Raw genomic sequence first — 22,161 nt, forward strand, 5'->3', positions numbered from 1 at the left:
GCTTCGCCGTTTCAGTCGTGCAGCCGCAGCCCGGGCTACCGTGCTGCGGCTTTGCTGTATGAACCATCCCGGGTTTTGCAGACCTTTTCGAAGAAGACATGGGTGGCGAATGACTGGCCTTCTATGGCGTAGCGACCTTCAGCAATTTCCTCCCCCTGCCAGGACGGCAGTTCGCTGAAACCAAACCAGGTGGAGGCTGTCTGTGCCGCCCGCGTCCCCGGCCGCGGGCTGCTCCAGTAGCCAAAGCCCTGGTCGAACCAGAGCTTGAGCTTGTGTCCGTCCGACATGCCGATTTCGAGAGTGCGGGCGTGGGAGGCCAGCGGCTTGGCTAGGTTGCGTACCACAGCGTTCATGCCACGTCGATCAAAAGCCGCCTTTATGGCTGCATCGCGCTCTGTAGTGGACGACCAGTTATGGAAGACCTGTGACGGTAGTGCAAAACTGCGGCTCTCTTCGGGGACAGCGACCGAGACGATCTCGATCGTGGGGTTGTCCCAGCGTGCTGTGTGCATGCTCTTGATGGCACCGATGAAATCCAGCAGCAAGGCAACAGGCAAGGGCGCATTGAGGTAGCGATCCCGATAGATCACCGTGGTGATGTCGGCATCGCCCTCCAGCAGCTTGCCCTTTACGCTGTCGTTGAGTCGTTCCAGCAGTTTCTGTCCGAAACCGTCGACCCGGCCGTCGAGCTGGTTCTTAATATCAATGCGCCCGGCCCGGGGTGACGGTTGGACTGGGGGCTTGCTCTGGAACTCGACCACATCGCCCAAGACGACGGGCTCTGACAGTCTGGCTCTGACCAGTACCGCAGACCCCATCTGTCCCCAGCCATCACCCGGTAGGCCGACGTTGGTGTCGCGCGAGCCCCAGGCCATGCAGCCCTGGTCAAGCAGCACCTCCGCCAGCAGGCCATTGGCTGGGTGGTCATGCCGTTGAGCGGTCAGATTGCCCCAAGCGCAAAGCTGAGCCAGCGCGTCCTGCTGCTCGGTCGAGAGTTTCTCCAGAGCGGCTGATGGCAACAGCAACCTGACTTGACCACGTTCGCTCCAACGCAAGAGATGGCGCTTGAGAGCGGGGGCTGCGAAGTCCCAGTCGATGGAATCGCCCTGGCAGTAAAGACGCAGTTCACGAGCTCCCGCCCTGGAACATTCGCGGGTGATGGCTGCGGGCAGGGGCAGCGTCTCGGCCTTGGATTCGACCTGACCAAAGAGTTGATCTTCAGGCTGCAGCCTGAGCCGCTGCATCCAGTCTTCTGTCAGGAATTTCGCTGCGGCAAAGCGGTTGAGCTCAGCCAACCGGAAGCGGGTGTCGTAGTCCAGCAGGCAATGCTGGCAGGCGGACTGGCAGTGTCCCGGACAGTTGAGCAAGCTGGCACGCGCGCGCTCCAGCAGTTCGGGCAGGCGTTCCGTGACGGAGGAGCAATACCCGGCGGCTGAGTGGTCGTAGAGGACGATGACATAGCCCTCCTGCTTTTGCATCGGGTGACGGATCGGCTTGATGTCGCAGCCGATCTCGTCGATTTCAACGCCCAGCGCGCCGGCCACGGCTGTGCGCAACGTCACCGCGATCGAGTAGGCTGCGATCTTGTCTGAAATCGGCAGCCCGTCGAGACCGTTGAGCTGCAGTTCGATGACGTCGGTGACCTCTTCCAGACCCAGATGCAGATAGGGCTTGATGGCAAACGGCTTGTGGCTGCCCTGGCAATCGGTCGATGTCTGTTCTGGACCTTTGCCGCCACGCAGGCGCTTGTGCGGGTGGCGGAACAAGGCTGGCAGGTGGCCCAGGCCGTTCTTGTCCTGGGGACTGGGGTGCAGCGGCATGGGCTCCGCCCGGCCGCATTCGAGGCAGATCGCGTAACCCGTATCGTTGGCTCCACTCGAGTGGTTAAAGACCCGGCCGGTGGGGCTGCTGCGGAACTTGCCGAGCGCCGGATTGGACAAGGCCTGCCAGGGACCCTCGGCATTGACCCAAGGCTTCTTCACCGGAACGAAGGACTGTGCGCTGACGTCGGTATGGGTCGGTGCGTAGAGGTCGACTGCGAAGCCGGCTGGCTCCAGATAGGTGAAGCGTTCATTGCCGTCCAGCGGTTCACCACAGGCCTCGCAGCGATCGTGGCCTTCGCGTGTGATCTCGGTCCCGCTGGCACCGCAATGGCTGCAGCGCCAGGCCTGGCGGATACTTTGTATCTGCTTGACATCAACTTCCGCGGGAGCGTGCCAGTTCAACGTGACACCGGCCGAGCGGTACACCTGGCCGTCGATCACCACATCGGAGCCTGGAGCGTACTCGCGCAGTGCCGTGACCGCATCCCGGCTGGGCAGGTCGCGCTTGAGCATGCGGTTGTCCTCGCGTTCCTGCCGCCTTTGCCTGTCCAGCTGTTCCTTGTTCAGGGTGTCGAACGAGGTCACGTTGGTCGGGAAGCCGTAACCAGGCAGGAAGCCGCCGCTGGCGAGTTCCCGCAACAGATACTCGTCCGTCAGGCGCTTGGCCTGGATGCTGAGTGCACGGAAAGCGGGCTCCCTGGCTTGCTTCTTTTCATCAAAGCCGCTGAGCTGGGCTGTCACCGAGAAGTATTCGCCGTACCAGCCCGCGAGCATGGCCTCCATCATCTGGGCGGCTTCGGTTGCGAGCATGGCAAGTGGGACACCGCCATCGAAGCAGGTGTTGCGCAGCAGCATGCGCAGGCCAGACGTCAGGCGGGCATCTTGCTGGGGATCGAAGCAGCGAAGCCCGGCCATGAACTCGTCCGCCTTAGATGCGCCCTTGGGCAAGGCCCACCAAGCCATGTTGAGCTTGTTGAGTTCACCTTGTCCTCCGGCCTTCTCGATCTGCTGCCAGAGGAAACTGGCCAGCCACATGGCGTTCAGATGCCGCTGGACGATCACCGGGCTTTCGAGCTTGATGACTGGCGCCGGCAACTGGGTCGTGAACGGCCATTGGGGGTTACCGAACACCATCTGGTCGTGCGGGTTGTTCTTGCACACCGTGATGGCAACCGAGCGGGTTTCGCTGCGCCGGCCGGCGCGCCCGGCCCGCTGCAGATAGTTGGCAGGGTGGGGCGGCACGTTGTTCATCGCCACGACGCTGATACCCCCGATGTCGACGCCCATTTCCATCGTGGTGGAGCAACTCAGCAGGTTGATCGTGCCCTTCTTGAACCGGTCCTCGTAGTCCTGCAGCACCACGCCAGACTGCTGGGCCGAGTGCTCGGCCGTGCGGTAGTAGCGCACACCTTCGACGATGCGGTCATTGATGTCCGACCAGATGCCTTGCTCGCGCAATGTCACCACATCCAGGTCACGCGCGAGCCATTCGCGCGCAGCCTCGACGCGCCGTTCCGGTGATGGGAAGTCGTCCTTGATGCCCGGCCACTTGGGAATCCGGATGCTGGGACATTCGATGGTGGAAGCCTTGCGCTTGTGGCCTGGGAGGTAGGGGGTCAGGCCGCGCAAGGTGACGTCGAGCACACGGCGCGTCACCGGGCAGGTCCAGGCTGGCCCGATGAGGTCGAAGGCAAGATCTTCGAGCGCCAGGTAACGGCCGTCGGTTGCTCTGCGCAGCAACTCAAGACGCACCAGTTCATCCCAAACTGCACGCAGCACCGAGTCGATGACGGCGCGACCATGCGCGCTGTCGGGATCCTTCTGGAAGGCTGCTGCCAGCAGACGCACCATGCGATTTTGTACGCCGATCCTGTTTGTCTGTGGCCAGCGCTTGAACTTTCCTGTAGCTCTTTCCTGGCTGTCGGGAGGCAAGAACTTGGCACTGACTTCTTTTTTTCCGACCCAACGGCGCCAGGTGTCCTTGAACTCGAGACACGACTGATCGCGTACGACGAAGTCGAGCGTGAGCTTGAGGATCTGGCGCCATTCCTCGAGACTCATCGGGGTATGTGAAAGCACCTGCTGCGGCACGACGTTGACGCTGTCGAGCTTGGGGTACTGGACTGAGACCAGGCCCAGCGTCTCAAGACTGTTAGCTCGCTTGGGCCTGCGCGCAAACTCCCGGAACAGGAACAGCTTTGCGAGTTCCAGCGCACCAGAATCCCCCGAAAACTGCTCGGGGCTAATGTCCCGGTAATACGAGAGGGCCCAGCGCCAAATGTCCATCTCGTGAATCGCCAGGTGCGAAGCGAGTTCCTCGAAACCGATGGCCTTCGGCTTGAACTTGGCAAGCTCGAGTTTCTTGCGCTCGAGCATGGCCTTGACTTTTGAGTTGCCGGATTTAGCGTAATCTGCTTCGAAATATTCAATTTCTTCGACCAGTTCAAGATAGGCTGGGTGGGTCGACGTGTCCGATCGGCTGGCCAGGAACTGATAGACGGCGGAGCGCAAGGTATTGCGTTCAGCATCGCGCTGCAGCGCCGCCGCCATGCGTGCCGTGCCTTGGCGACTGTCGGTGAAGGTGATCATGCGCCGGCCACGCAAGGGCTTGTTGAGCGGGTCGTCTCCGTCGGGACAGAACTCCAGCACGGTCGGGATCACCTGCATCAGCAGGAAGGGTGCGCCCAGGCGCGCAGGCCGGAACATCAGCTTGCCTTGCCCGTGGTATCCACCACATTCCGGGCAGGTGAGTTGGCCTTCGTTCATCTCACGGATCCGGACCTGGACCTTGGGCAAGTCGGACTGGCTGTCGAGGATCTGGCTGCCCATTTCGATCGTAGCCTCGGCCGTATCCTGCGTGTGCCGGTTCGCAATCAGCACCAGCGACGAATCCGCTTCGCGTTCTGGCTGATCCGTCGAGTTCTCCCCTGACACGTTCTCCTGGAGGCTGTCAGCCCCTTCCTCTGCCACGGCTTCGAGCTTGAACTCGTCGGTCAATTCCTGGATGTCCTGGACCACGGTCCAACTGCCGTGTCGGCCATCCACCTTGAGCAGACCCCACAGATAGGTCTCGTTGCAGTCATTGCAGGAGCGCAGCTCGTAGACCGGGGCACCGCAGTCGCAGGTCTGGCGCTCCTCGGTGTAGACAGCCCCATAAGCCCAGTCGGGCGAGTCGAGCGCGGTGCCTTGGCGACAGGAGCAGTTCTGGTCGCTGCAAGCCCACAAGCCCGCCAGGATGTTGTGGAAGGCGTGCAGTCGCAAGGGCAGGAAGGGCACCAGGTCCTTGCCTTTCACATGGCGCGACCGGGTCAGCAGGTCGAGCCAGCGCAGCGCCTGCTGCTGGGTCTGCGGCTGATGTTTCGCCTTGGGCCCCTCGAGCACCTCGCAAATGTCACGCAGGGGACGTGCTGCCTTGCCACCCTGATCGGGCACGAAAAGACGCCTGATTCCGTTGGCTGTGCGGTTGGCGCAAACGGCCTCGTACCTTGTCGACTCGTCCTGGGCTTCGATGGCCTCCAGCGCTTCGAGCACCACGTCGCGGTATTGGGAGTCGCCTGCCGTCAGCTGCGGCACCTGGCGCTGACCGGACACGACGTGGACACGATCGGGACCGACCCCTGCCAGCCCGGCCAGGAATTCCTTGAGCTTCTGGCCTGCCTCGCCCTTGGGGTCGCCGATCGTCGCCGAGGTAGCGACAAAGCGCACCTCTTCCGAATCCACGCCGAAACCGTGCAGCACACGGCGCAGCAGCAGCGACAGCTCCGCCGCCTGGGAGCCGATGTAGCTGTGTGCCTCGTCGAGCACGATCCACTTGAGCTTGCCCCTGGATTTGTCCAGGATCGGGGCATCCTGCGAACGCACCAGCATGTATTCCAGCATGGTGGCGTTGGTTACCAGGATAGGGGGCGGCGAAGCACGCAGGGACTGACGGTCAAGCACCTGGTTGGGTATCTGCTGGCTCAGATGACTCGGACCCGGTTTCTCCGGGGTCTGGCCATTGTAGAGACAGAAACGGATGTCCCCCGTGAACGGGCCAGTCCAGGCATGCAGGCGCTCCTGTTGGCTCTGGATCAGGGCGTTGAGCGGATAGAGGAAGAGGGCGCGCACCCCTTCGATCGGGCCTTTATGCGATTGAGCTTCGCGGGCCAGCTGGTCCAGGATCGGAACCATGAAGCATTCGGTCTTGCCGGATCCGGTGCCACTGGTTACGATGACCGACTGCGGCTGCGGTCTGGCCAGCAACTCCCAGGCTTCGAGCTGGTGTCGGTAAGGCCTGGCGTCACGAGCAAAACGGTAGTTCGCAGCCTGGCTGCCTGCCGGACGGTCCAGTGCCTCCAGCAGTCGTGGCGACAACAAGTCCGGGGACAGCGAGGACAGCGTCCTGTCGGCCGTCTGCCAGCCAAAAGTAGCCTCGAATACCGGCTCACCGACAAAGCAGCCCGGCTCGCCGAGGTCAACGGAAAACCGTTCACTCAGGTACTGGCGCAAAGCCGGATTGGAAAACCCCAGCCGACTGATCGTCGCCCGTGCGGCGCGCGTTGCCAGCTCTGGTAGAAGGTTGGAAAAATAGCTGGCTGCCAGGTGCTCTTGACTCATGGAATCTCTTGAATATTCGGGTTTACTTGCCGGTGATCGAAGGCAGCTGGACCAGGCCCTCGATGCTCATGCAGACCTTGAAGGCTTGGCGGTAGGCCTGCTCGAACCAGATCGGATCGAAGTCCCGAATCTGCTTGAGGGCCAGGCGACTGCGCGGATCACTCCACCATTGGCGGCTGGTCGAGGTGGCGGCCCACAGCGCACACAGAACCGGCAAATTGGCGACCGAGAACTTGCGGTCATCCGGGCGTGGCCAGAACAGTCTGGTGATGTGGGGCATCAGCAGCTTCTGGATGGACGGATCACACGCTTGCACGAAGGCCGGAAAGGCCATCTGCTGGACAAAGTCTCGGCCGGGCCATGTCGCGATTTCGCGTTCGGCATTGACCAAGAACAACTGTGCATTGACCAGGGAGTCACCGCCATCCCACAACTGCCTGAGCAAATCTCGCGTCGCCTGCCGTGAAGGCCCCGCCACTTCCATCAGCAATTCGGACATGGATCCCGTGGCGGCGAAGATGACTGTGTCGATCAGCGGACCGAGGCTGGGGATCTCGTCGGCGAGCAACTTGAAGCGGCTTTCGAGCTCGTCCTTGAAATACTTGTGGCATCGGTCACGGTCCAGACCCTGTGCAACCCAGAATTGCCAGAACGCCTGAGCGACCTCGCACAGGTCGGCGACGGTCGTGAGCTCGGGCATCCAGCCGGTCTCGACGCGGAACCGTCTCAAGGCTTCAGCCAGTTCGGCTTCATCCAGCTCAGAAAGGAGCAGGAACGAGAGAATGGCCTTGGGTTGCTTGGCCAACATGCGCCAGAGATCGAGTGCCGTCAGCGGTAGGTGGTGGAAGGTTTGCCACAGGCCGTCGATCAAGGGCCAGGACTCGTGCCGGTGGTCTTCGCTCATGGCCTTCAAGGCCGAATGCATGCTGCTCCAGCGCCTGTCGGGATTCGCCTGCGACATGGCCTCAGGCAGCTTGGTCACTTCGGCGACCGTATCGCTGTCGGCGCTGGCGGCTTCAGCCTGGTTGCTGGCCTCGACCCAGACCAAGGGGCGGAACAGGACCGTGGAATCGGGGGCGGGGTAGACCAGCCAGGGGGCCAGCTCCTGCGACATGCCCTCGGCCGCCCATGATCCGGTGTGTACACCTTCGGAACGTAGCGGATTGAGCTCCAGGGGCTTCACATGAGGCTGGGTCAAGGGGCAGGCCAGTACCCGGGTGCTTGCCAAGTCGTCCACCGGGATCAGCCCCAATGCGGCTTCGGGAACCCGCACATGGCCGTCCTCTGACTGGAGCGTTGTGGTGTAACGCCCGACCCTGATTTCGCAGCTGCTCTGACCACCGGCCAGCAGACTTATCCTGACCTTGGCGTCCAGATCATCGAACAGGCCGAGCAAGGATTCAATCTGCTGCTGGTAGTCGAGCAATCGGAGCTCGGCTCGGCCCACGCCAGGCAGCATGGGCACGGGCAGGCGACTCGAGACCTGTTGTTTGCCACTGCCCAGGGTCAGCTGCACTTCGTAGCGCTTGGGCTGATCCGGATTGGTGTCAAAGATCTGCAGCCGCATGCCAATCAGCTCGCGCAGGGTCACCGTCTCCTGATCCTGCATCACCGAGCCGTCGGCGCGCAGGAAGCGTCCCCCGCTCACGGGGTAGGGCAGCGTCAGGGTCAGCTCGGTGTTCCTTCCAGGCCAGCGCACGCTAACCCGGAACTCCGCAGGTGGGGCACCATGAGCCGAAAATTCTATGAGGAAGGAGCCCGTTCCTGACTTGCTCAGTGCTGCCGTTACGTTGGCAGGGGTCTCGGTAGCCAGGTCTACAGGCCCCCAGTTGACAAACCGGACCTGGGCGGCCCCCACGGCATGCCCCGAGCTGTATTCGATGCGCGCATCGGTCGGCAGCATGAAGATCCGCTGTCGCGCCACCATCTCACCCTCGTCCAGGATGCGTACCTCTACGGGTCCTCGTGCCTCCCGCGGCTGAAGCAATTCCTGATTCCCGATCAGCCGCCATTGTTGGTCTGACAGCGGGATGGCCTGCAACCCTTCCTCGGTGGTTCGGAACAGTCGGGGCAGGTGAGCGTTACGAAAGACCGAACGCCCTCTCGCTTCCGGCAGGCGCATGCCCTTCCACTGGTAGATCTGGCTGGGCTGGGTGATCTGACCCAGTCGGATCCGGAAGGCGAGCCCGGGCGATATCAGCCTGGCATCCGAGCGCAGACAGAAGACCTTTCTGGCCGCCAATCCCGGGCTGTGCAGTTCACCGACTGGCTCCACCGCATTCGTTGTCTCGTTCGTTACCTCGATGGTCCACCCGGGTGCCAATGCCACCCAGGCACTGTCGTGCGGCAGCCGTGCTCCACCCGCTGCGGCCAGGACCTGATATCCCGCTTCGCTCTCGACAAAGATCCAGGGGTCCTCTTCCGGCAGGGCACTACCCCCCTCGATGGTGCAGCGCTCGCCTTGATCGCCAGCCTGGGAGCGCAGGATCAGCTGGAGCTCGCTTCTCGCAGCGTGGCTGCGCAGGACCCACTTGCGCACGTTGAGGACTGCCACCGGGTCGGCGGAGCCCAGCACCAGTCGGCCCTCGGTGCAAGGCTGGCGTGCACCGGCCTCGAGGTCGATCGTGAAGTGTCGCGGCACCCGTTCAAGGTCATGCAAGCCGAACAGGGTGGCCAGGTCCTGAGCCGGGACTCGGCCTGGATAGGTCAGATGTGACTCGAGGGCAAAGAAACCGGTACCCGGATCCTGGACCAGTCGACGCTCGGTCATGAAGAGTCCGTGCGTGGAACCCGTACCCTGGGCGGCAGCCTCCCGCACCAGGCCAGTGAGCAGTGCCTGGGCGGCTTCGCTTTCGAGCGAGACCGGAAAACGACGGCGCCAGTCCGGCAGGGCACTGTCGAGGCGTGCCACCGGGTCCGTCACGCCTTCGAGCTGGTATTCCTCCTTGAGATGCAGGGCAGCATCGACAAACCGGGCCAGCAGTTCTGCGATCTGAGGCTGTCGGTAGGCGCTGGGCAGCAGACCCAGGCGCTCAGTGACGGCATCCAGCACCTGGGCATTGCCCCAGTGGTAGCGGCTCGCGAGCTTGAGCACCTGGCTCATCACCAGGGCAACAGGCCCGTCGCCGTGAGCCAGCAAGCGCATCGGTATGCCACCGTTGACCACGATGGCGCCAATGAAGGCCTTGCCCTTGTCTAGCGGACTCAGCTGCCAGAAGGAAAGACCTCTAGACACGAATTCCGAGCGCAGCTGCGGGGAGAACTTGGCGGTATCAGCGCCCAGCTTCTCGAGTACCGGGGCCCAGCTCCAGGGACCGCCGGCGTACTCGTGCTTCCACCATTCCGAGGCATACAGCACGAAAGCCGCAGGGGGCGCCGCCAATCGGCGACGGCCGAGGCTGAGCGCAGCGAGCTCCTCGATGCCTCCCACCTTGGTGACTGCGCCCTGAAGTTGCCTAGTCAGCTCCTCGTATTCGTCCTGACTCAGGTCGTAGGCAAACAGCAGCCGGCCGTCGGGTTTGATGTCACGCTGTCTCAGCAGCGCAATCAGCCAGTTGCTGAGGGTTTCGGTATTCATACGGCAGAAGTTTGCGGGAGGCTCAGAGGGGTTGTCAGCGCTCCCAGTTCAATAGGTGATGGGAACGAAGACCGTTGGTTGATGGGGATTTCTTCGCTATGGGAGCTGCCGATCACCACGGGCTTGTCGGGCCTGGCCGCAAGGCGCGCCCGGTCTGCCACCCATGGCGCCATGGCTCAGGCAGAACAGGCCTAAGTCTTCTGCGGTACGGATCTCGAATTCGCCAGACTGCAGTGCTGCGACCTTCTGTTCGAGTTCCGGATTGGCCTGCAGCAGCTTCACGCCGGTTTCCCCAACGATGCGCGCCGGATGGATGTAGCCTGCCGGGTTCTTTGGATCCTCGTTCTGGTGCGCCTCGGTCCAGTTCGACGACTCACTCAGGTCAGTCTCGTCTAAGGTGTCTCGCAACGCAGTGACCACGCCATCCTGCTCGGAAATCCAGTATCCAGAAAATTGCATGTCTCAAGGTTCCGTAAAGGCTGGGCGTGCCAAGCCCACGGTTTGCTGCCAGCAGCATCTTGCATGGCTTTCGGTTGTTTTGCTTGTTCTCGCCATTATGCCATCTGTTGTGAGATTAACTTGTCAGCACCTGGCTTATTTCTTCAAGGCATCAGTGTGCGCGATCCACCAAGGCGGATTCAAGCGTGTTTTTTGCCGGGTCACCCATCACGTCACTAATCCAGCGCGTCATCGAGGACGCGCTCAAATCAACACGTATCTCGCGGGAGTACAAAATGCTTCTCAGTAAGCGGGTGTAGCTGGCACGATCGCACCAACAAAAAACCGCCTGTGGGCTGCCCCGAGGCGGTTGTGTCAGGCGCTGGTGGCCGAACGCTTCAGCGCATTCAGCGCATTCAGCGCGGCAAGGGCAGAGCGAGGCTGCCGAGGCTGGCTTCGACCCGGCGCGCGCCGTTGAAGCGCTGCACCCAGTAGCTCTGGCGCATGTCCTCGACCCGCACGCGCTCGCCGCTGCGCGGGGCGTGGATGAACTTGTTGTCGCCGATGTAGATGCCGACATGGCTGAAGGCCGATTTCATGGTGTTGAAGAACACCAGATCGCCGGGCTTGAGCTCGTCGGGGCTGATGGTCTGGGTGGCGCGCGCCTGTTCGGCGGCGCGGCGCGGCAGCACCATGCCCAGACTCTGTTCGTAGATCGCGCGCACGAAACCGCTGCAGTCGACCCCTTCGTCGAGGTCGTTGCCGCCGTACTTGTAGCGCACGCCCAGAAAGCTCATGGCGTTGACGACCAGCTCGGAGGCGACCGAGCTCATGTTCTGGCGCACCCCTTCGAGTCTGGCGATCAGACCCTTGCCGGCCAGCAGTTCGGCCATGGGATCGGGCTGGCTGACGGGCTCGGCGGTGGCCAGGCCGCATGCCGCAGACAGAGCGATGGCGGTAATCAATGAACGCATGGCTTGATTCTACCTTGCCGCGATGACGGCATGGTTAAATTGCGGGCTGATGCAAACCCGTGATAACCCGGAGAAAAACCATGTTGTTGGACGCTGACGAGAGTCAATTGCTGCTGGTCGACTACCAGCCTCGCCTGCTCAAGGCCCTGCACCAGGGCGAGGAGGCGCTGGCGCGTGCCGTGCTGCTGGCCCAGGTCGCGCAGATCCTGGCCGTGCCGGCCTGGGGCACCGAACAGAACCCCGCCGGCCTGGGCGAGACCGCTCCCGTGCTCCAGCCCCTGTTGCGCCGCCGCTTTACCAAGATGGCGTTCGATGCCACCCAGGCTGACCTGGTCGAGGCCTTGCGCCCGCCGGCACCTCCCCAGCGCCAGGGTGGCAACGCGCGCAGCCTGCCCAAGCACCTGCAAAAACCTCAGCCAGCCACGGCCGCGCCGGGTCGCAACATCATCGTGCTGGCGGGCTTCGAGGCCCATGTCTGCCTGTTGCAGACCGCGCTCGGCCTGCTTGAGCAGGAGTTCGACGTCTGGGTCGTGACCGATGCCTGCGCCTCGCGGCGCGAGCGTGACCGCGACGCTGCCTTCGACCGCCTGGCTGGCAACGGCATCGAACTCGTCACGAGCGAGATGGTCGTGTTCGAATGGCTGGGCGACGCCGAGCACCCCGACTTCCGCGAAGTGCACCAGCTGATCAAGTAAGCACCGTTTCCAGCGCCCGGACCCGCGACCGGCCCGATTCAGGGTCGGCGGTCCGGGCTTGTCAGCCCGTTGCAAGCAGGGTTCCCATAATCATGAATGCATTATTTTTTATTCTGATTTGCGGACTTTGCTGGAGACTGACATGGCTGCTACCCCGAACTACGAAGCGTTCTTCCGCCGCTCGATCGACGATCGAGATGCCTTCTGGGCCGAACAGGCGCAACTGGTTGACTGGCACCAGCCTTACGAGCGCGTCTGCAACTACGACCGCGCGCCGTTCGCGCGCTGGTTCGAGGGCGGGCAGACCAACCTCTGCCACAACGCGGTCGATCGCCACCTGAAGGACCGCGCCGACCAGAACGCGCTGATCTTCGTCTCGACCGAGACCAACGTCGAGAAGGCCTACAGCTTCCGCGAGTTGCAGCAGGAAGTGCAGCGCTTCGCCGCGATCTACCAGCAGCTCGGTGTCAAGAAGGGCGACCGCGTGCTGATCTACATGCCGATGATCGCCGAGGCCTGCTTCGCGATGCTGGCGGCGGTGCGCCTGGGCGCGATCCATACCGTGGTGTTCGGCGGCTTCGCCAGCCATGCGCTGGCCAGCCGGATCGAGGACGCCACGCCGACCGTGATCGTGAGTACCGATGCCGGCATGCGCGGCGGCAAGGTCGTGCCCTACAAGCACCTGCTCGACGAGGCCATTCATCTGTCGACCCACAAGCCCGCCCATGTCGTGATGGTCAACCGTGGTCTGGCCGAGCTCTCGCCAGTCGCGGGCCGCGATGTTGACTACGCCACCCTGCGCGAACAGTTCATTGACGCGCAAGTGCCCTGCGAATGGGTCGACTCCACCCATCCGAGCTACATCCTTTACACCTCGGGCACCACTGGCAAGCCCAAGGGCGTGCAGCGCGACACCGGCGGCTATGCGGTGGCGCTGGCGGCCTCGATGAAGCATATCTACCAGGGCGAGCCGGGCGAGACCTTCTTCTCGACCTCGGACATCGGCTGGGTGGTGGGTCACAGCTACATCATCTACGGCCCGCTGATCAACGGCATGGCCACCATCATGTATGAAGGCCTGCCGACCCGCCCCGACGCCGGCATCTGGTGGAGCCTGGTCGAGAAGTACAAGGTCTCGGTCATGTTCAGCGCCCCGACCGCCGCCCGCGTGCTGAAGAAACAGGACCCGGCCTACCTGACGAAGTACGACCTGTCCAGCCTCAAGGCGCTGTTCCTGGCCGGCGAACCGCTCGACGAGCCGACCGCGACCTGGATGGCCGACGCGATCAAGAAACCCATCATCGACAACTACTGGCAGACCGAGACCGGCTGGCCGATCATGGCGGTCTGCAACGGCGTCGAACCGGCGCCGACCAAGTTCGGCTCGCCCGGCAAGGCGGTCTACGGCTTCGATGTGCGCCTGATCGACGAGACCACCGCCGAGGAGATCCACGAGCCCGGCAAGAAGGGGGTGATCGCGGTCGAGGGTCCGCTGCCGCCGGGCTGCCTGCAGACGATCTGGGGCGACGACGCGCGCTACGTCAAGACCTACTGGAGCAGCATCCACGGCCGCACCATGTACAGCACCTTCGACTGGGGCACCAAGGACGCCGACGGCTACTTCTACATCCTGGGACGCACCGATGACGTGATCAACGTCGCTGGTCATCGCCTGGGCACGCGCGAGATCGAGGAGAGCATCTCCAGTCACCCGAACGTGGCCGAGGTCGCGGTGGTCGGCATGGCCGACCAGCTCAAGGGTCAGGTGGCGGTCGCCTTTGTCGTCCTCAAGGACAGCTCGCGTGCTACCGACGCCGTATCGGCCAAGGAGCAGGAGGCCGAGATCATGAAGCAGGTCGACGAGCAACTCGGCGCGGTGGCGCGGCCTGCCATGGTGCGCTTCGTCAACACCTTGCCCAAGACCCGCTCGGGCAAGCTGCTGCGTCGCGCGATCCAGGCCGTCTGCGAGGGTCGCGATCCCGGCGACCTGACCACCATGGACGATCCTGCATCGCTGCAGCAGATCAAGGAACAGTTGGCCTGATCCGATCCCATTTGGGCTGTCTACCCCGTATAAACCACGATAGCCGAGGCCGGTTCGCCACCGGCATTCATGCTATCGTCACAAGCTGGGCGTAACCAGCCAAGGACGTCCATCGGCGAACAGTGGCACAATCCGGGGTTGCTTCAGTTCCTTCCAGTCACTGTCGCATCCGCCAACCGGTCCAGCCGTGTCGCGGAAGGTTTTTTTACCAGCTAATGTTTCCCCGAGGGAAACGGAGGTCAGCGAATTCATGAGCCAGACGAACGACGTCTACGCCGCGTACAGCGGTAATACCTATCTCTTCGGCGGCAACGCGCCCTATGTCGAGGAGATGTACGAGAACTATCTGGCCGATCCGACCAGCGTGCCCGAGAACTGGCGCGAGTACTTCGACGCGCTGCAGCATGTGCCCGCGGCCGATGGCACCGACGCCCGTGACGTGCCGCACCTGCCGGTCATCAACGCCTTCGCCGAGCGCGCCAAGAGCGGCGTGACCCAGACCGTGGTCGCCAGCGTCGACGCCGAGATGGGCCGCAAGCGCACCTCCGTGCAGCAGCTGATCGCCGCCTACCGCAACGTCGGCCAGCGCTTCGCCGACCTCGATCCGCTCAAGCGCACCGAGCGCCCCAGCATCCCCGAGCTCGACCCGGCTTTCTACGGCCTCAACAGCGCCGACCAGGAAACCGTCTTCGACGTCAGCAACACCTTCTTCGGCAAGGACAAGATGTCCTTGCGCGAGCTGCTCAACGCGCTGCGCGAGACCTACTGCGGCTCGATCGGCGTCGAGTTCATGCACACGACCAACCAGGAGCAGAAGCGCTGGTGGCAGCAGAAGCTCGAAAGCGTGCGCAGCAAGCCGGCCTTCAACGCCGACAAGAAGCGTCACATCCTGGATCGCCTGACCGCGGCCGAGGGCTTGGAGCGCTACCTGCACACCAAGTATGTCGGCCAGAAGCGTTTCTCGCTCGAGGGCGGCGAGAGCTTCATCGCCGCGATGGACGAGATCATCCAGCAAGCCGGCGTCAAGGGCGTGCAGGAAATCGTGATCGGCATGGCCCACCGTGGCCGCCTCAACGTGCTGGTCAACACCCTGGGCAAGATGCCCAAGGACCTGTTCGCCGAGTTCGACCACACCGCGCCCGAAGACCTGCCGGCCGGTGACGTCAAGTACCACCAGGGCTTCAGCTCCGACATCAGCACCGCCGGTGGCCCGGTCCACCTGAGCCTGGCGTTCAACCCGTCCCACCTCGAGATCGTCAACCCGGTGGTCGAGGGCTCGGTGCGCGCGCGCATGGACCGTCGTGGCGACAAGGTCGGCGCCCAGGTGCTGCCGGTGCTGGTGCACGGCGACTCGGCCTTTGGCGGCCAGGGCGTCAACCAGGAAACGCTGGCGCTGTCCGAGACCCGTGGCTACACCACGGGCGGCACGGTGCACCTGATCATCAACAACCAGATCGGCTTCACCACCTCGGACCCGCGCGACCTGCGCTCGACCCTGTACTGCACCGACATCGTCAAGATGATCGAGGCACCGGTGCTGCACGTCAATGGTGACGATCCGGAAGCCGTGGTGCTGGCCAGCGAGCTGGCCCTTGAGTACCGCCTGGCGTTCCGCAAGGACGTCGTGGTCGACATCATCTGCTTCCGCAAGCTGGGTCACAACGAGCAGGACACCCCCGCGCTGACCCAGCCGCTGATGTACAAGAAGATCGCGGCCCATCCCGGCACGCGCCGTCTGTACGCCGACAAGCTGGCCGCGCAAGGCCTGGGCGAGACCCTGGGCGACGACATGGTCAAGGCCTACCGCGCCGCCATGGACGAAGGGCGCCACACCGTCAACCCGGTGGTCTCCAACTTCAAGAGCAAGTACGCGGTCGACTGGACCCCGTTCCTGGGCAAGAAGTGGACCGACGCCGGCGACACCGCGATCCCGCTGACCGAGTGGAAGCGCCTGGCCGACAAGCTCACCACGATTCCCGCCAGCGTCAACCCGCACCAGCTGGTCAAGAAGGTCTATGACGACCGTGCCGCCATGGGTCGTGGCGAGGTCAATGTCGACTGGGGCATGGGCGAGCACATGGCCTTCGCCTCGCTGGTGGCTTCCGGCTACCCGGTCCGCCTGTCGGGCGAGGACTGTGGCCGTGGCACCTTCACCCACCGCCATGCCGTGATCCATGACCAGAAGCGCGAGAAGTGGGACGAAGGCACCTACATTCCGCTGCAGAACGTGGCCGACAACCAGGCCCCGTTCGTCGTGATCGACTCGATCCTGTCGGAAGAGGCGGTGCTGGGATTCGAATACGGCTACGCCGGCTCCGAGCCCAACAGCCTGGTGATCTGGGAAGCCCAGTTCGGCGACTTCGCCAACGGCGCCCAGGTCGTGATCGACCAGTTCATCGCCTCGGGCGAGGTCAAGTGGGGCCGCGCCAACGGTCTGGTCATGATGCTGCCGCACGGCTACGAGGGTCAGGGCCCCGAGCACAGCTCGGCCCGCCTGGAGCGCTTCATGCAGCTGGCCGCCGACACCAACATGCAGATCGTGCAGCCGACCACGGCCAGCCAGATCTTCCATGTGCTGCGCCGTCAGATGGTGCGCGACCTGCGCAAGCCGCTGGTGCTGTTCACCCCGAAGTCGCTGCTGCGCAACAAGGACGCGACCTCGCCGCTGTCCGAGTTCACCAAGGGCGGCTTCCAGACCGTGATCGGCGATCTGAGCGCCGAGGTGGCGGCCAACGCCGCCAAGGTCAAGCGCGTGATCGCCTGCTCGGGCAAGGTCTACTACGACCTGGTCAAGAAGCGCGCCGAGAAGGGTTCCGATGACGTGGCCATCCTCCGCGTCGAGCAGCTCTATCCCTTCCCGCACAAGGCCTTTGCCGCCGAGCTCAAGAAGTACCCGAACCTGGCCGAGATCGTCTGGTGCCAGGACGAGCCGCAGAACCAGGGCGCCTGGTTCTTCGTGCAGCACAACGTGTACGAGAACATGAAGCCGGGCCAGAAGCTGGGTTACTCCGGCCGCGCCGCCTCCGCTTCGCCCGCCGTGGGCTACTCGCACCTGCACCAGGACCAGCAGAAGGCCCTGATCGAAGGCGCTTTCGCCAAGCTCAAGGGCTTCGTGCTGACCAAGTGATCCAGTGGGCGCCCCGGGCGGGCGCCCCCACCCATACCTGACAAGAGGAAGAATACAAAATGGCTATCGTTGAAGTCAAAGTCCCGCAGCTGTCCGAATCCGTGGCCGAAGCCACCATGCTGCAGTGGAAGAAGAAGCCCGGTGATGCGGTCGCGATCGACGAGATCCTGATCGAGATCGAGACCGACAAGGTCGTGCTGGAAGTGCCGGCGCCTTCGGCTGGCGTGCTGGCCGAGCTGGTCGTCGGCGACGGCGGCACCGTGGTCTCCGACCAGGTCATCGCCCGCATCGACACCGAAGGCAAGGCTGGTGCCGTTGCCCCGGCCGCTGCTGCCGCTCCGGCTGCTGCACCCGCCGCCGCATCGGTGGCCGCTGCCGCTGCTCCGGCTTCCGCCTCGATGGCGGGCGTCGCCATGCCCGCTGCCGCCAAGCTGATGGCTGACGCTGGCATGGCCGCTGGCTCGGTCGCCGGCACCGGCAAGGACGGCCGCGTCACCAAGGGTGATGTGCTGGCCGCCGCTGCCGCTCCCAAGGCGGCCCCGGCCGTGGCTCCGAAGGCTGCGCTGGCACCGGTCGCCGCTCCGGCCATCGCGCTGGGCGAGCGTCCCGAGCAGCGCGTGCCGATGAGCCGCCTGCGCGCCCGCGTCGCCGAGCGCCTGCTGCAGTCGCAGTCGACCAACGCCATCCTGACCACCTTCAACGAAGTCAACATGGCCCCGGTCATGGCGATGCGTTCCAAGTTCCAGGACCAGTTCACCAAGGAGCATGGCTGCAAGCTGGGCTTCATGAGCTTCTTCGTCAAGGCGGCCGTGCACGCCCTGAAGAAGTTCCCGGTGCTCAACGCCTCGGTCGACGGCAACGACATCGTCTACCACGGCTACTTCGACATCGGTATCGCCGTCGGTTCGCCGCGCGGCCTGGTGGTGCCGATCCTGCGCAACGCCGACCAGATGAGCTTCGCCGACATCGAGAAGAAGATCGCCGAGTTCGGCAAGAAGGCCGCCGAGGGCAAGCTGGGCATCGAGGAGATGACCGGCGGCACCTTCTCGATCTCCAACGGCGGCACCTTCGGCTCGATGATGTCGACCCCGATCATCAACCCGCCGCAGTCGGCCATCCTGGGCGTGCACGCCACCAAGGACCGCGCCGTGGTCGAGAACGGCCAGGTCGTGGTCCGCCCGATGAACTACCTGGCGATGTCCTATGACCACCGCATCATCGACGGCCGCGAAGCCGTGCTGGGCCTGGTCGCGATGAAGGACGCGCTGGAAGATCCGGCCCGCCTGCTGTTCAACATCTGATCCAGATGGCCCTGCGGGACGGCAGCGCGCCTGGCGTGGTGCCGTTCCCCGCTGAATAATCAAAAGCCCACCCATCAGGTCCGACCTCCGGTCTGCCCCTTGGTGGGCTTTTTGCCAACCCATAAAGCAAGAGAAAATCATGAGCAAGCAATTCGACGTCATCGTCATCGGCGCCGGCCCCGGCGGCTACATCGCGGCCATCCGCGCCGCCCAACTCGGCTTCCAGGTCGCCTGCATCGACGAGTGGACCAACGCCGCTGGCGGCGCCGCTCCGGGCGGCACCTGCACCAACGTCGGCTGCATCCCGTCCAAGGCGCTGCTGCAGTCGTCCGAGCATTTCGAGCAGGCGAATCACCATTTCGCCGAGCACGGCATCAGCACCGGCACCGTCAAGATGGACGTGGCCAAGATGATCGCCCGCAAGGACAACGTCGTCAAGCAGAACAACGACGGCATCCTCTACCTGTTCAAGAAGAACAAGGTCAGCTTCTTCCACGGTCGCGGTTCGTTCGTGAAGGCGGTCGAGGGCGGCTACGAGATCCAGGTCGCCGGCAAGGCCGAGGAGACCCTTACGGCTAAGCAGGTCATCGTCGCCACCGGCTCCAGCGCCCGCGCGCTGCCCAGCGTCCCGTTCGATGAAGTCAACGTGCTGTCCAACGACGGCGCGCTGCGCGTCGGCGCGGTGCCCAAGAAGCTGGCCGTGATCGGCTCGGGCGTGATCGGCCTGGAGATGGGGTCGGTCTGGCGCCGCCTGGGCGCCGACGTCACCATCCTCGAAGGCCTGCCGACCTTCCTGGGCGCGGTGGACACCCAGATCGCCAAGGAAGCCAAGAAGGCCTTCGACAAGCAGGGCCTGAAGATCGAGCTCGGCGTCAAGGTCGGCGAGATCAAGTCCCTCAAGAAAGGGGTCTCGATCGCCTACACCAACGCCAAGGGCGAGGAAGTCAAGCTCGACGCCGACAAGCTGATCGTCTCGATCGGTCGCGTCCCCAACACCAATGGCCTCAACGTCGAAGCCGTCGGCCTGCAGCTCGACGAGCGCGGCGCCATCCTGGTCGACGGCGACTGCAAGACCAACCTGCCGGGCGTCTGGGCGGTCGGCGACGTGGTGCGCGGCCCGATGCTGGCGCACAAGGCCGAGGAAGAGGGCGTGGCGGTGGCCGAGCGCATCGCCGGCCAGCACGGTCACGTCAACTTCAACACCATCCCCTGGGTCATCTACACCAGCCCCGAGATCGCCTGGGTCGGCCGCACCGAGCAGCAGCTGAAAGCCGATGGCGTCGCCTACAAGGCCGGCAGCTTCCCCTTCCTGGCCAACGGCCGCGCGCGCGCGCTGGGCGACACCACCGGCATGGTCAAGTTCCTGGCTGACGCCACGACCGACGAGATCCTGGGCGTGCACATCGTCGGCCCGATGGCTTCCGAGCTGATCGCCGAGGCGGTGGTCGCGATGGAGTTCCGCGCCAGCGCCGAGGACATCGCCCGCATCTGCCACGCGCACCCCTCGCTGTCGGAAGCGACCAAGGAAGCCGCGCTGGCGGTGGACAAGCGCACGCTCAACTTCTAAGCGGCAACGGTTGATGAACGACAAGCATGCATCCGAGTCGGGCTTCGGCCCGGTGCGCCTGGCCTACGAGGCCGAGCTGGTGGCGCGCGGCTACCAGAGCGATCCGGCGCAGTTGCGCGCCGTCGAGGCGCTCGAGCGCTGCGCGGCCGAGTGGTCGCACTTCAAGCAGCGCCGCTCGAACGCGCTCAAGAAGTTCATCAACCGCCTGCCCATCCCGAAGGGCGTCTACATGTTCGGCGGAGTGGGGCGGGGCAAGAGCTTCCTGATGGACTGCTTCTACAACGCGGTCCCCTTGAAGCGCAAGACGCGGCTGCATTTCCATGAGTTCATGCGCGAGGTGCACCGCGAACTCGCCGGCCTGCAGGGCACGGTCAACCCGCTCGACGCGCTGGGCCTGCGCATGTCCAAGCGCTACCGCCTGATCTGCTTCGACGAGTTCCACGTGGCCGACGTGACCGACGCGATGATCCTGTACCGCCTGCTCGAAGCCATGCGCAAGTACGGCGTCGGCATGGTCACCACCAGCAACTTCCACCCCGACGGGCTGTACCCGAACGGCCTGCACCGCGACCGCATCCTGCCCGCGATCGAGCTGCTGAAGCAAGATCACCAGGTCATCAACGTCGACAACGGCACCGACTACCGGCGCCGCACGCTGGAGCATGTCAAGCTCTACCATTGCCCGCTCGGACCCGAGGCCGATGCCCAGATGAGGCAGGCCTTCGACGAGCTGGCCGAGGCGCATGACGAGGACCCGGTGCTGCACATCGAGGCGCGCGAGATCCGTGCGCTGCGCCGTGCCGGTGGCGTGGTCTGGTTCGACTTCAAGGACCTGTGCGGCGGGCCACGCTCGCAGAGCGACTACCTGGAGATCGCCAGCCAGTTCCACACCGTGCTGCTGAGCCAGGTGCCCTACATGCCGGTCAGCCTGGCCTCGCAGGCGCGCCGCTTCACCTGGCTGGTCGACGTGCTGTATGACCGCCGGGTCAAGTTCATCCTGTCGGCGGCGGTGCCGGCGGAGGCGCTCTATACCGAAGGCCCGCTGTCGCACGAGTTCCCGCGCACGGTCTCGCGCCTCAACGAGATGCAGTCCAGGGAATACCTGGACATGGAATACCGCGAGGTCGATACCTCGCTGAGCTGAACGCCACCGGCCATGGGCCGGTGATTCAGGTCGGGTTCAGCAGTTCAGAGCCGCTTCTTCCACCAGGAGCTGTCCTGCGGGCTGGCCGATTCCGCCCTGGGCGCGTTGGCGGGGAAGTTCTGTTCCAGCACGCGGCGGGTATCCTGCGCCAGGTCCTGCATGCCGAGCGCCTGGTAGGACTTGACCATGAGCGACAGCGCCTGCTCGGCGGCGGGCACGCCCTGGTATTCGGTCACGGCGAGCTGGGCCCGGTTGATGGCCGCCAGGTAGGCGCCGCGCTTGAAGTAGTAGCGCGCCACGTTGACCTCGGACTCTGCCAGCGAGTTGACGACATAGGTCATGCGCAGGCGGGCGTCGGGCGCGTACTTGGAGTCGGGGAAGCGCTGCACCAGCTCGCGGAAGGCCTCGAACGAGACCTTGGCCGCCTTCTGGTCGCGCTCGGACAGGTTCTGCTGCGACAGGCCGCCGAACAGGCCCAGGTTGTCGTTGAAGTTGACGATGCCCTTGAGGTAGAGCGCGTAATCCAGCGCCGGGCTGACCGGGTGCAGCTTGATGAAGCGGTCCAGCGTCACCACGGCCTGCGCCTGCTCACCAGCCTTGTAGTGCGAGTAGGCTTTCTCCAGCTGGGCCTGCTGGGCCAGCGGGGTGCCGGCCGCGCGGCCTTCGAGCTTCTCGAACAGCTGGATGGCTTTTTCATGCATGCCGTTGGCGCGGTTGTCCATCGCCTCGGCGTAGATCTTTTCCGGACTCCAGCCCGCTGTCTCGTCGATGGGCTTGGGCGCTGCACAGGCGGCCAGCAGGGCGGCTGACAGCATGGCCGTCAGGCCCGGACGCAAACGGGACACAGCGGATAATCGGGACAGGAACATCGTGCG

The 22,161-nt window shown here is 64.1% G+C and carries 11 protein-coding genes; 6 read left to right on the forward strand and 5 right to left on the reverse strand.

The features are described 5' to 3' along the window. Positions 1–35: 35 nt before the first annotated feature. The 4 genes from PHR85_RS04300 to PHR85_RS04315 form a co-directional block, all read right to left on the reverse strand. Positions 36–6,419: a DEAD/DEAH box helicase gene (locus tag PHR85_RS04300; protein ID WP_300050889.1), complete on the reverse strand. Its 6,384-nt coding sequence runs from the start codon at positions 6,417–6,419 to the stop codon at positions 36–38. A gap of 22 nt (positions 6,420–6,441) precedes the next feature. Then, on the reverse strand, positions 6,442–9,996 hold the full coding sequence (locus tag PHR85_RS04305) for an STY4851/ECs_5259 family protein (protein ID WP_300050891.1): 3,555 nt from the start codon (positions 9,994–9,996) through the stop codon (positions 6,442–6,444). Between the two features lie 96 nt (positions 9,997–10,092). Beyond that, positions 10,093–10,455: a hypothetical protein gene (locus PHR85_RS04310; RefSeq protein WP_300050894.1), complete on the reverse strand. Its 363-nt coding sequence runs from the start codon at positions 10,453–10,455 to the stop codon at positions 10,093–10,095. 395 nt (positions 10,456–10,850) lie between these two features. Further along, entirely contained in the window at positions 10,851–11,408 is a 558-nt protein-coding gene (locus tag PHR85_RS04315) for a C40 family peptidase (protein WP_300050897.1), read from the reverse strand. Positions 11,409–11,488: 80 nt separating this feature from the next. On the opposite strand from PHR85_RS04315, the gene PHR85_RS04320 reads away from it, so the two are divergent. From PHR85_RS04320 to zapE, 6 genes are all read left to right on the forward strand, one after another. Next, the gene (locus tag PHR85_RS04320; protein WP_300050900.1) at positions 11,489–12,103 is read left to right on the forward strand and encodes an isochorismatase family protein; all 615 of its coding nucleotides are present in this window, start codon (positions 11,489–11,491) and stop codon (positions 12,101–12,103) included. Positions 12,104–12,245: 142 nt separating this feature from the next. Beyond that, positions 12,246–14,147, forward strand: coding sequence for a propionate--CoA ligase (locus PHR85_RS04325; RefSeq protein WP_300050903.1), 1,902 nt, complete (start codon positions 12,246–12,248; stop codon positions 14,145–14,147). Positions 14,148–14,397: 250 nt separating this feature from the next. Next, positions 14,398–17,274 (forward strand): 2-oxoglutarate dehydrogenase E1 component, encoded by a 2,877-nt coding sequence (locus PHR85_RS04330; RefSeq protein WP_300050906.1) that lies wholly within the window; start codon positions 14,398–14,400, stop codon positions 17,272–17,274. A gap of 59 nt (positions 17,275–17,333) precedes the next feature. Further along, on the forward strand, positions 17,334–18,575 hold the full coding sequence (gene odhB / locus PHR85_RS04335; protein ID WP_300050908.1) for a 2-oxoglutarate dehydrogenase complex dihydrolipoyllysine-residue succinyltransferase: 1,242 nt from the start codon (positions 17,334–17,336) through the stop codon (positions 18,573–18,575). Between the two features lie 139 nt (positions 18,576–18,714). Continuing rightward, entirely contained in the window at positions 18,715–20,142 is a 1,428-nt protein-coding gene (gene lpdA / locus PHR85_RS04340) for a dihydrolipoyl dehydrogenase (protein WP_300050910.1), read from the forward strand. 13 nt (positions 20,143–20,155) lie between these two features. Beyond that, on the forward strand, positions 20,156–21,286 hold the full coding sequence (zapE, locus tag PHR85_RS04345) for a cell division protein ZapE (protein ID WP_300050913.1): 1,131 nt from the start codon (positions 20,156–20,158) through the stop codon (positions 21,284–21,286). Between the two features lie 44 nt (positions 21,287–21,330). Here the strand turns inward: zapE and PHR85_RS04350 are convergent, their stop codons facing one another. Continuing rightward, positions 21,331–22,155: an outer membrane protein assembly factor BamD gene (locus PHR85_RS04350; protein ID WP_300050915.1), complete on the reverse strand. Its 825-nt coding sequence runs from the start codon at positions 22,153–22,155 to the stop codon at positions 21,331–21,333. Positions 22,156–22,161 lie beyond the last annotated feature (6 nt).

Source organism: Malikia sp., from assembly GCF_028687635.1.
In the GTDB taxonomy this organism is placed as follows: domain Bacteria; phylum Pseudomonadota; class Gammaproteobacteria; order Burkholderiales; family Burkholderiaceae_C; genus Malikia.

What these genes read in the sequence shown, in the direction of transcription:
- PHR85_RS04300 (WP_300050889.1), bottom strand. Translation starts at nt 6,419, where the DNA reads ATGAGTCAAGAGCACCTGGCAGCCAGCTATTTTTCCAACCTTCTACCA.
- PHR85_RS04305 (WP_300050891.1), bottom strand. Translation starts at nt 9,996, where the DNA reads ATGAATACCGAAACCCTCAGCAACTGGCTGATTGCGCTGCTGAGACAG.
- PHR85_RS04310 (WP_300050894.1), bottom strand. Translation starts at nt 10,455, where the DNA reads ATGCAATTTTCTGGATACTGGATTTCCGAGCAGGATGGCGTGGTCACT.
- PHR85_RS04315 (WP_300050897.1), bottom strand. Translation starts at nt 11,408, where the DNA reads ATGCGTTCATTGATTACCGCCATCGCTCTGTCTGCGGCATGCGGCCTG.
- PHR85_RS04320 (WP_300050900.1), top strand. Translation starts at nt 11,489, where the DNA reads ATGTTGTTGGACGCTGACGAGAGTCAATTGCTGCTGGTCGACTACCAG.
- PHR85_RS04325 (WP_300050903.1), top strand. Translation starts at nt 12,246, where the DNA reads ATGGCTGCTACCCCGAACTACGAAGCGTTCTTCCGCCGCTCGATCGAC.
- PHR85_RS04330 (WP_300050906.1), top strand. Translation starts at nt 14,398, where the DNA reads ATGAGCCAGACGAACGACGTCTACGCCGCGTACAGCGGTAATACCTAT.
- odhB (WP_300050908.1), top strand. Translation starts at nt 17,334, where the DNA reads ATGGCTATCGTTGAAGTCAAAGTCCCGCAGCTGTCCGAATCCGTGGCC.
- lpdA (WP_300050910.1), top strand. Translation starts at nt 18,715, where the DNA reads ATGAGCAAGCAATTCGACGTCATCGTCATCGGCGCCGGCCCCGGCGGC.
- zapE (WP_300050913.1), top strand. Translation starts at nt 20,156, where the DNA reads ATGAACGACAAGCATGCATCCGAGTCGGGCTTCGGCCCGGTGCGCCTG.
- PHR85_RS04350 (WP_300050915.1), bottom strand. Translation starts at nt 22,155, where the DNA reads ATGTTCCTGTCCCGATTATCCGCTGTGTCCCGTTTGCGTCCGGGCCTG.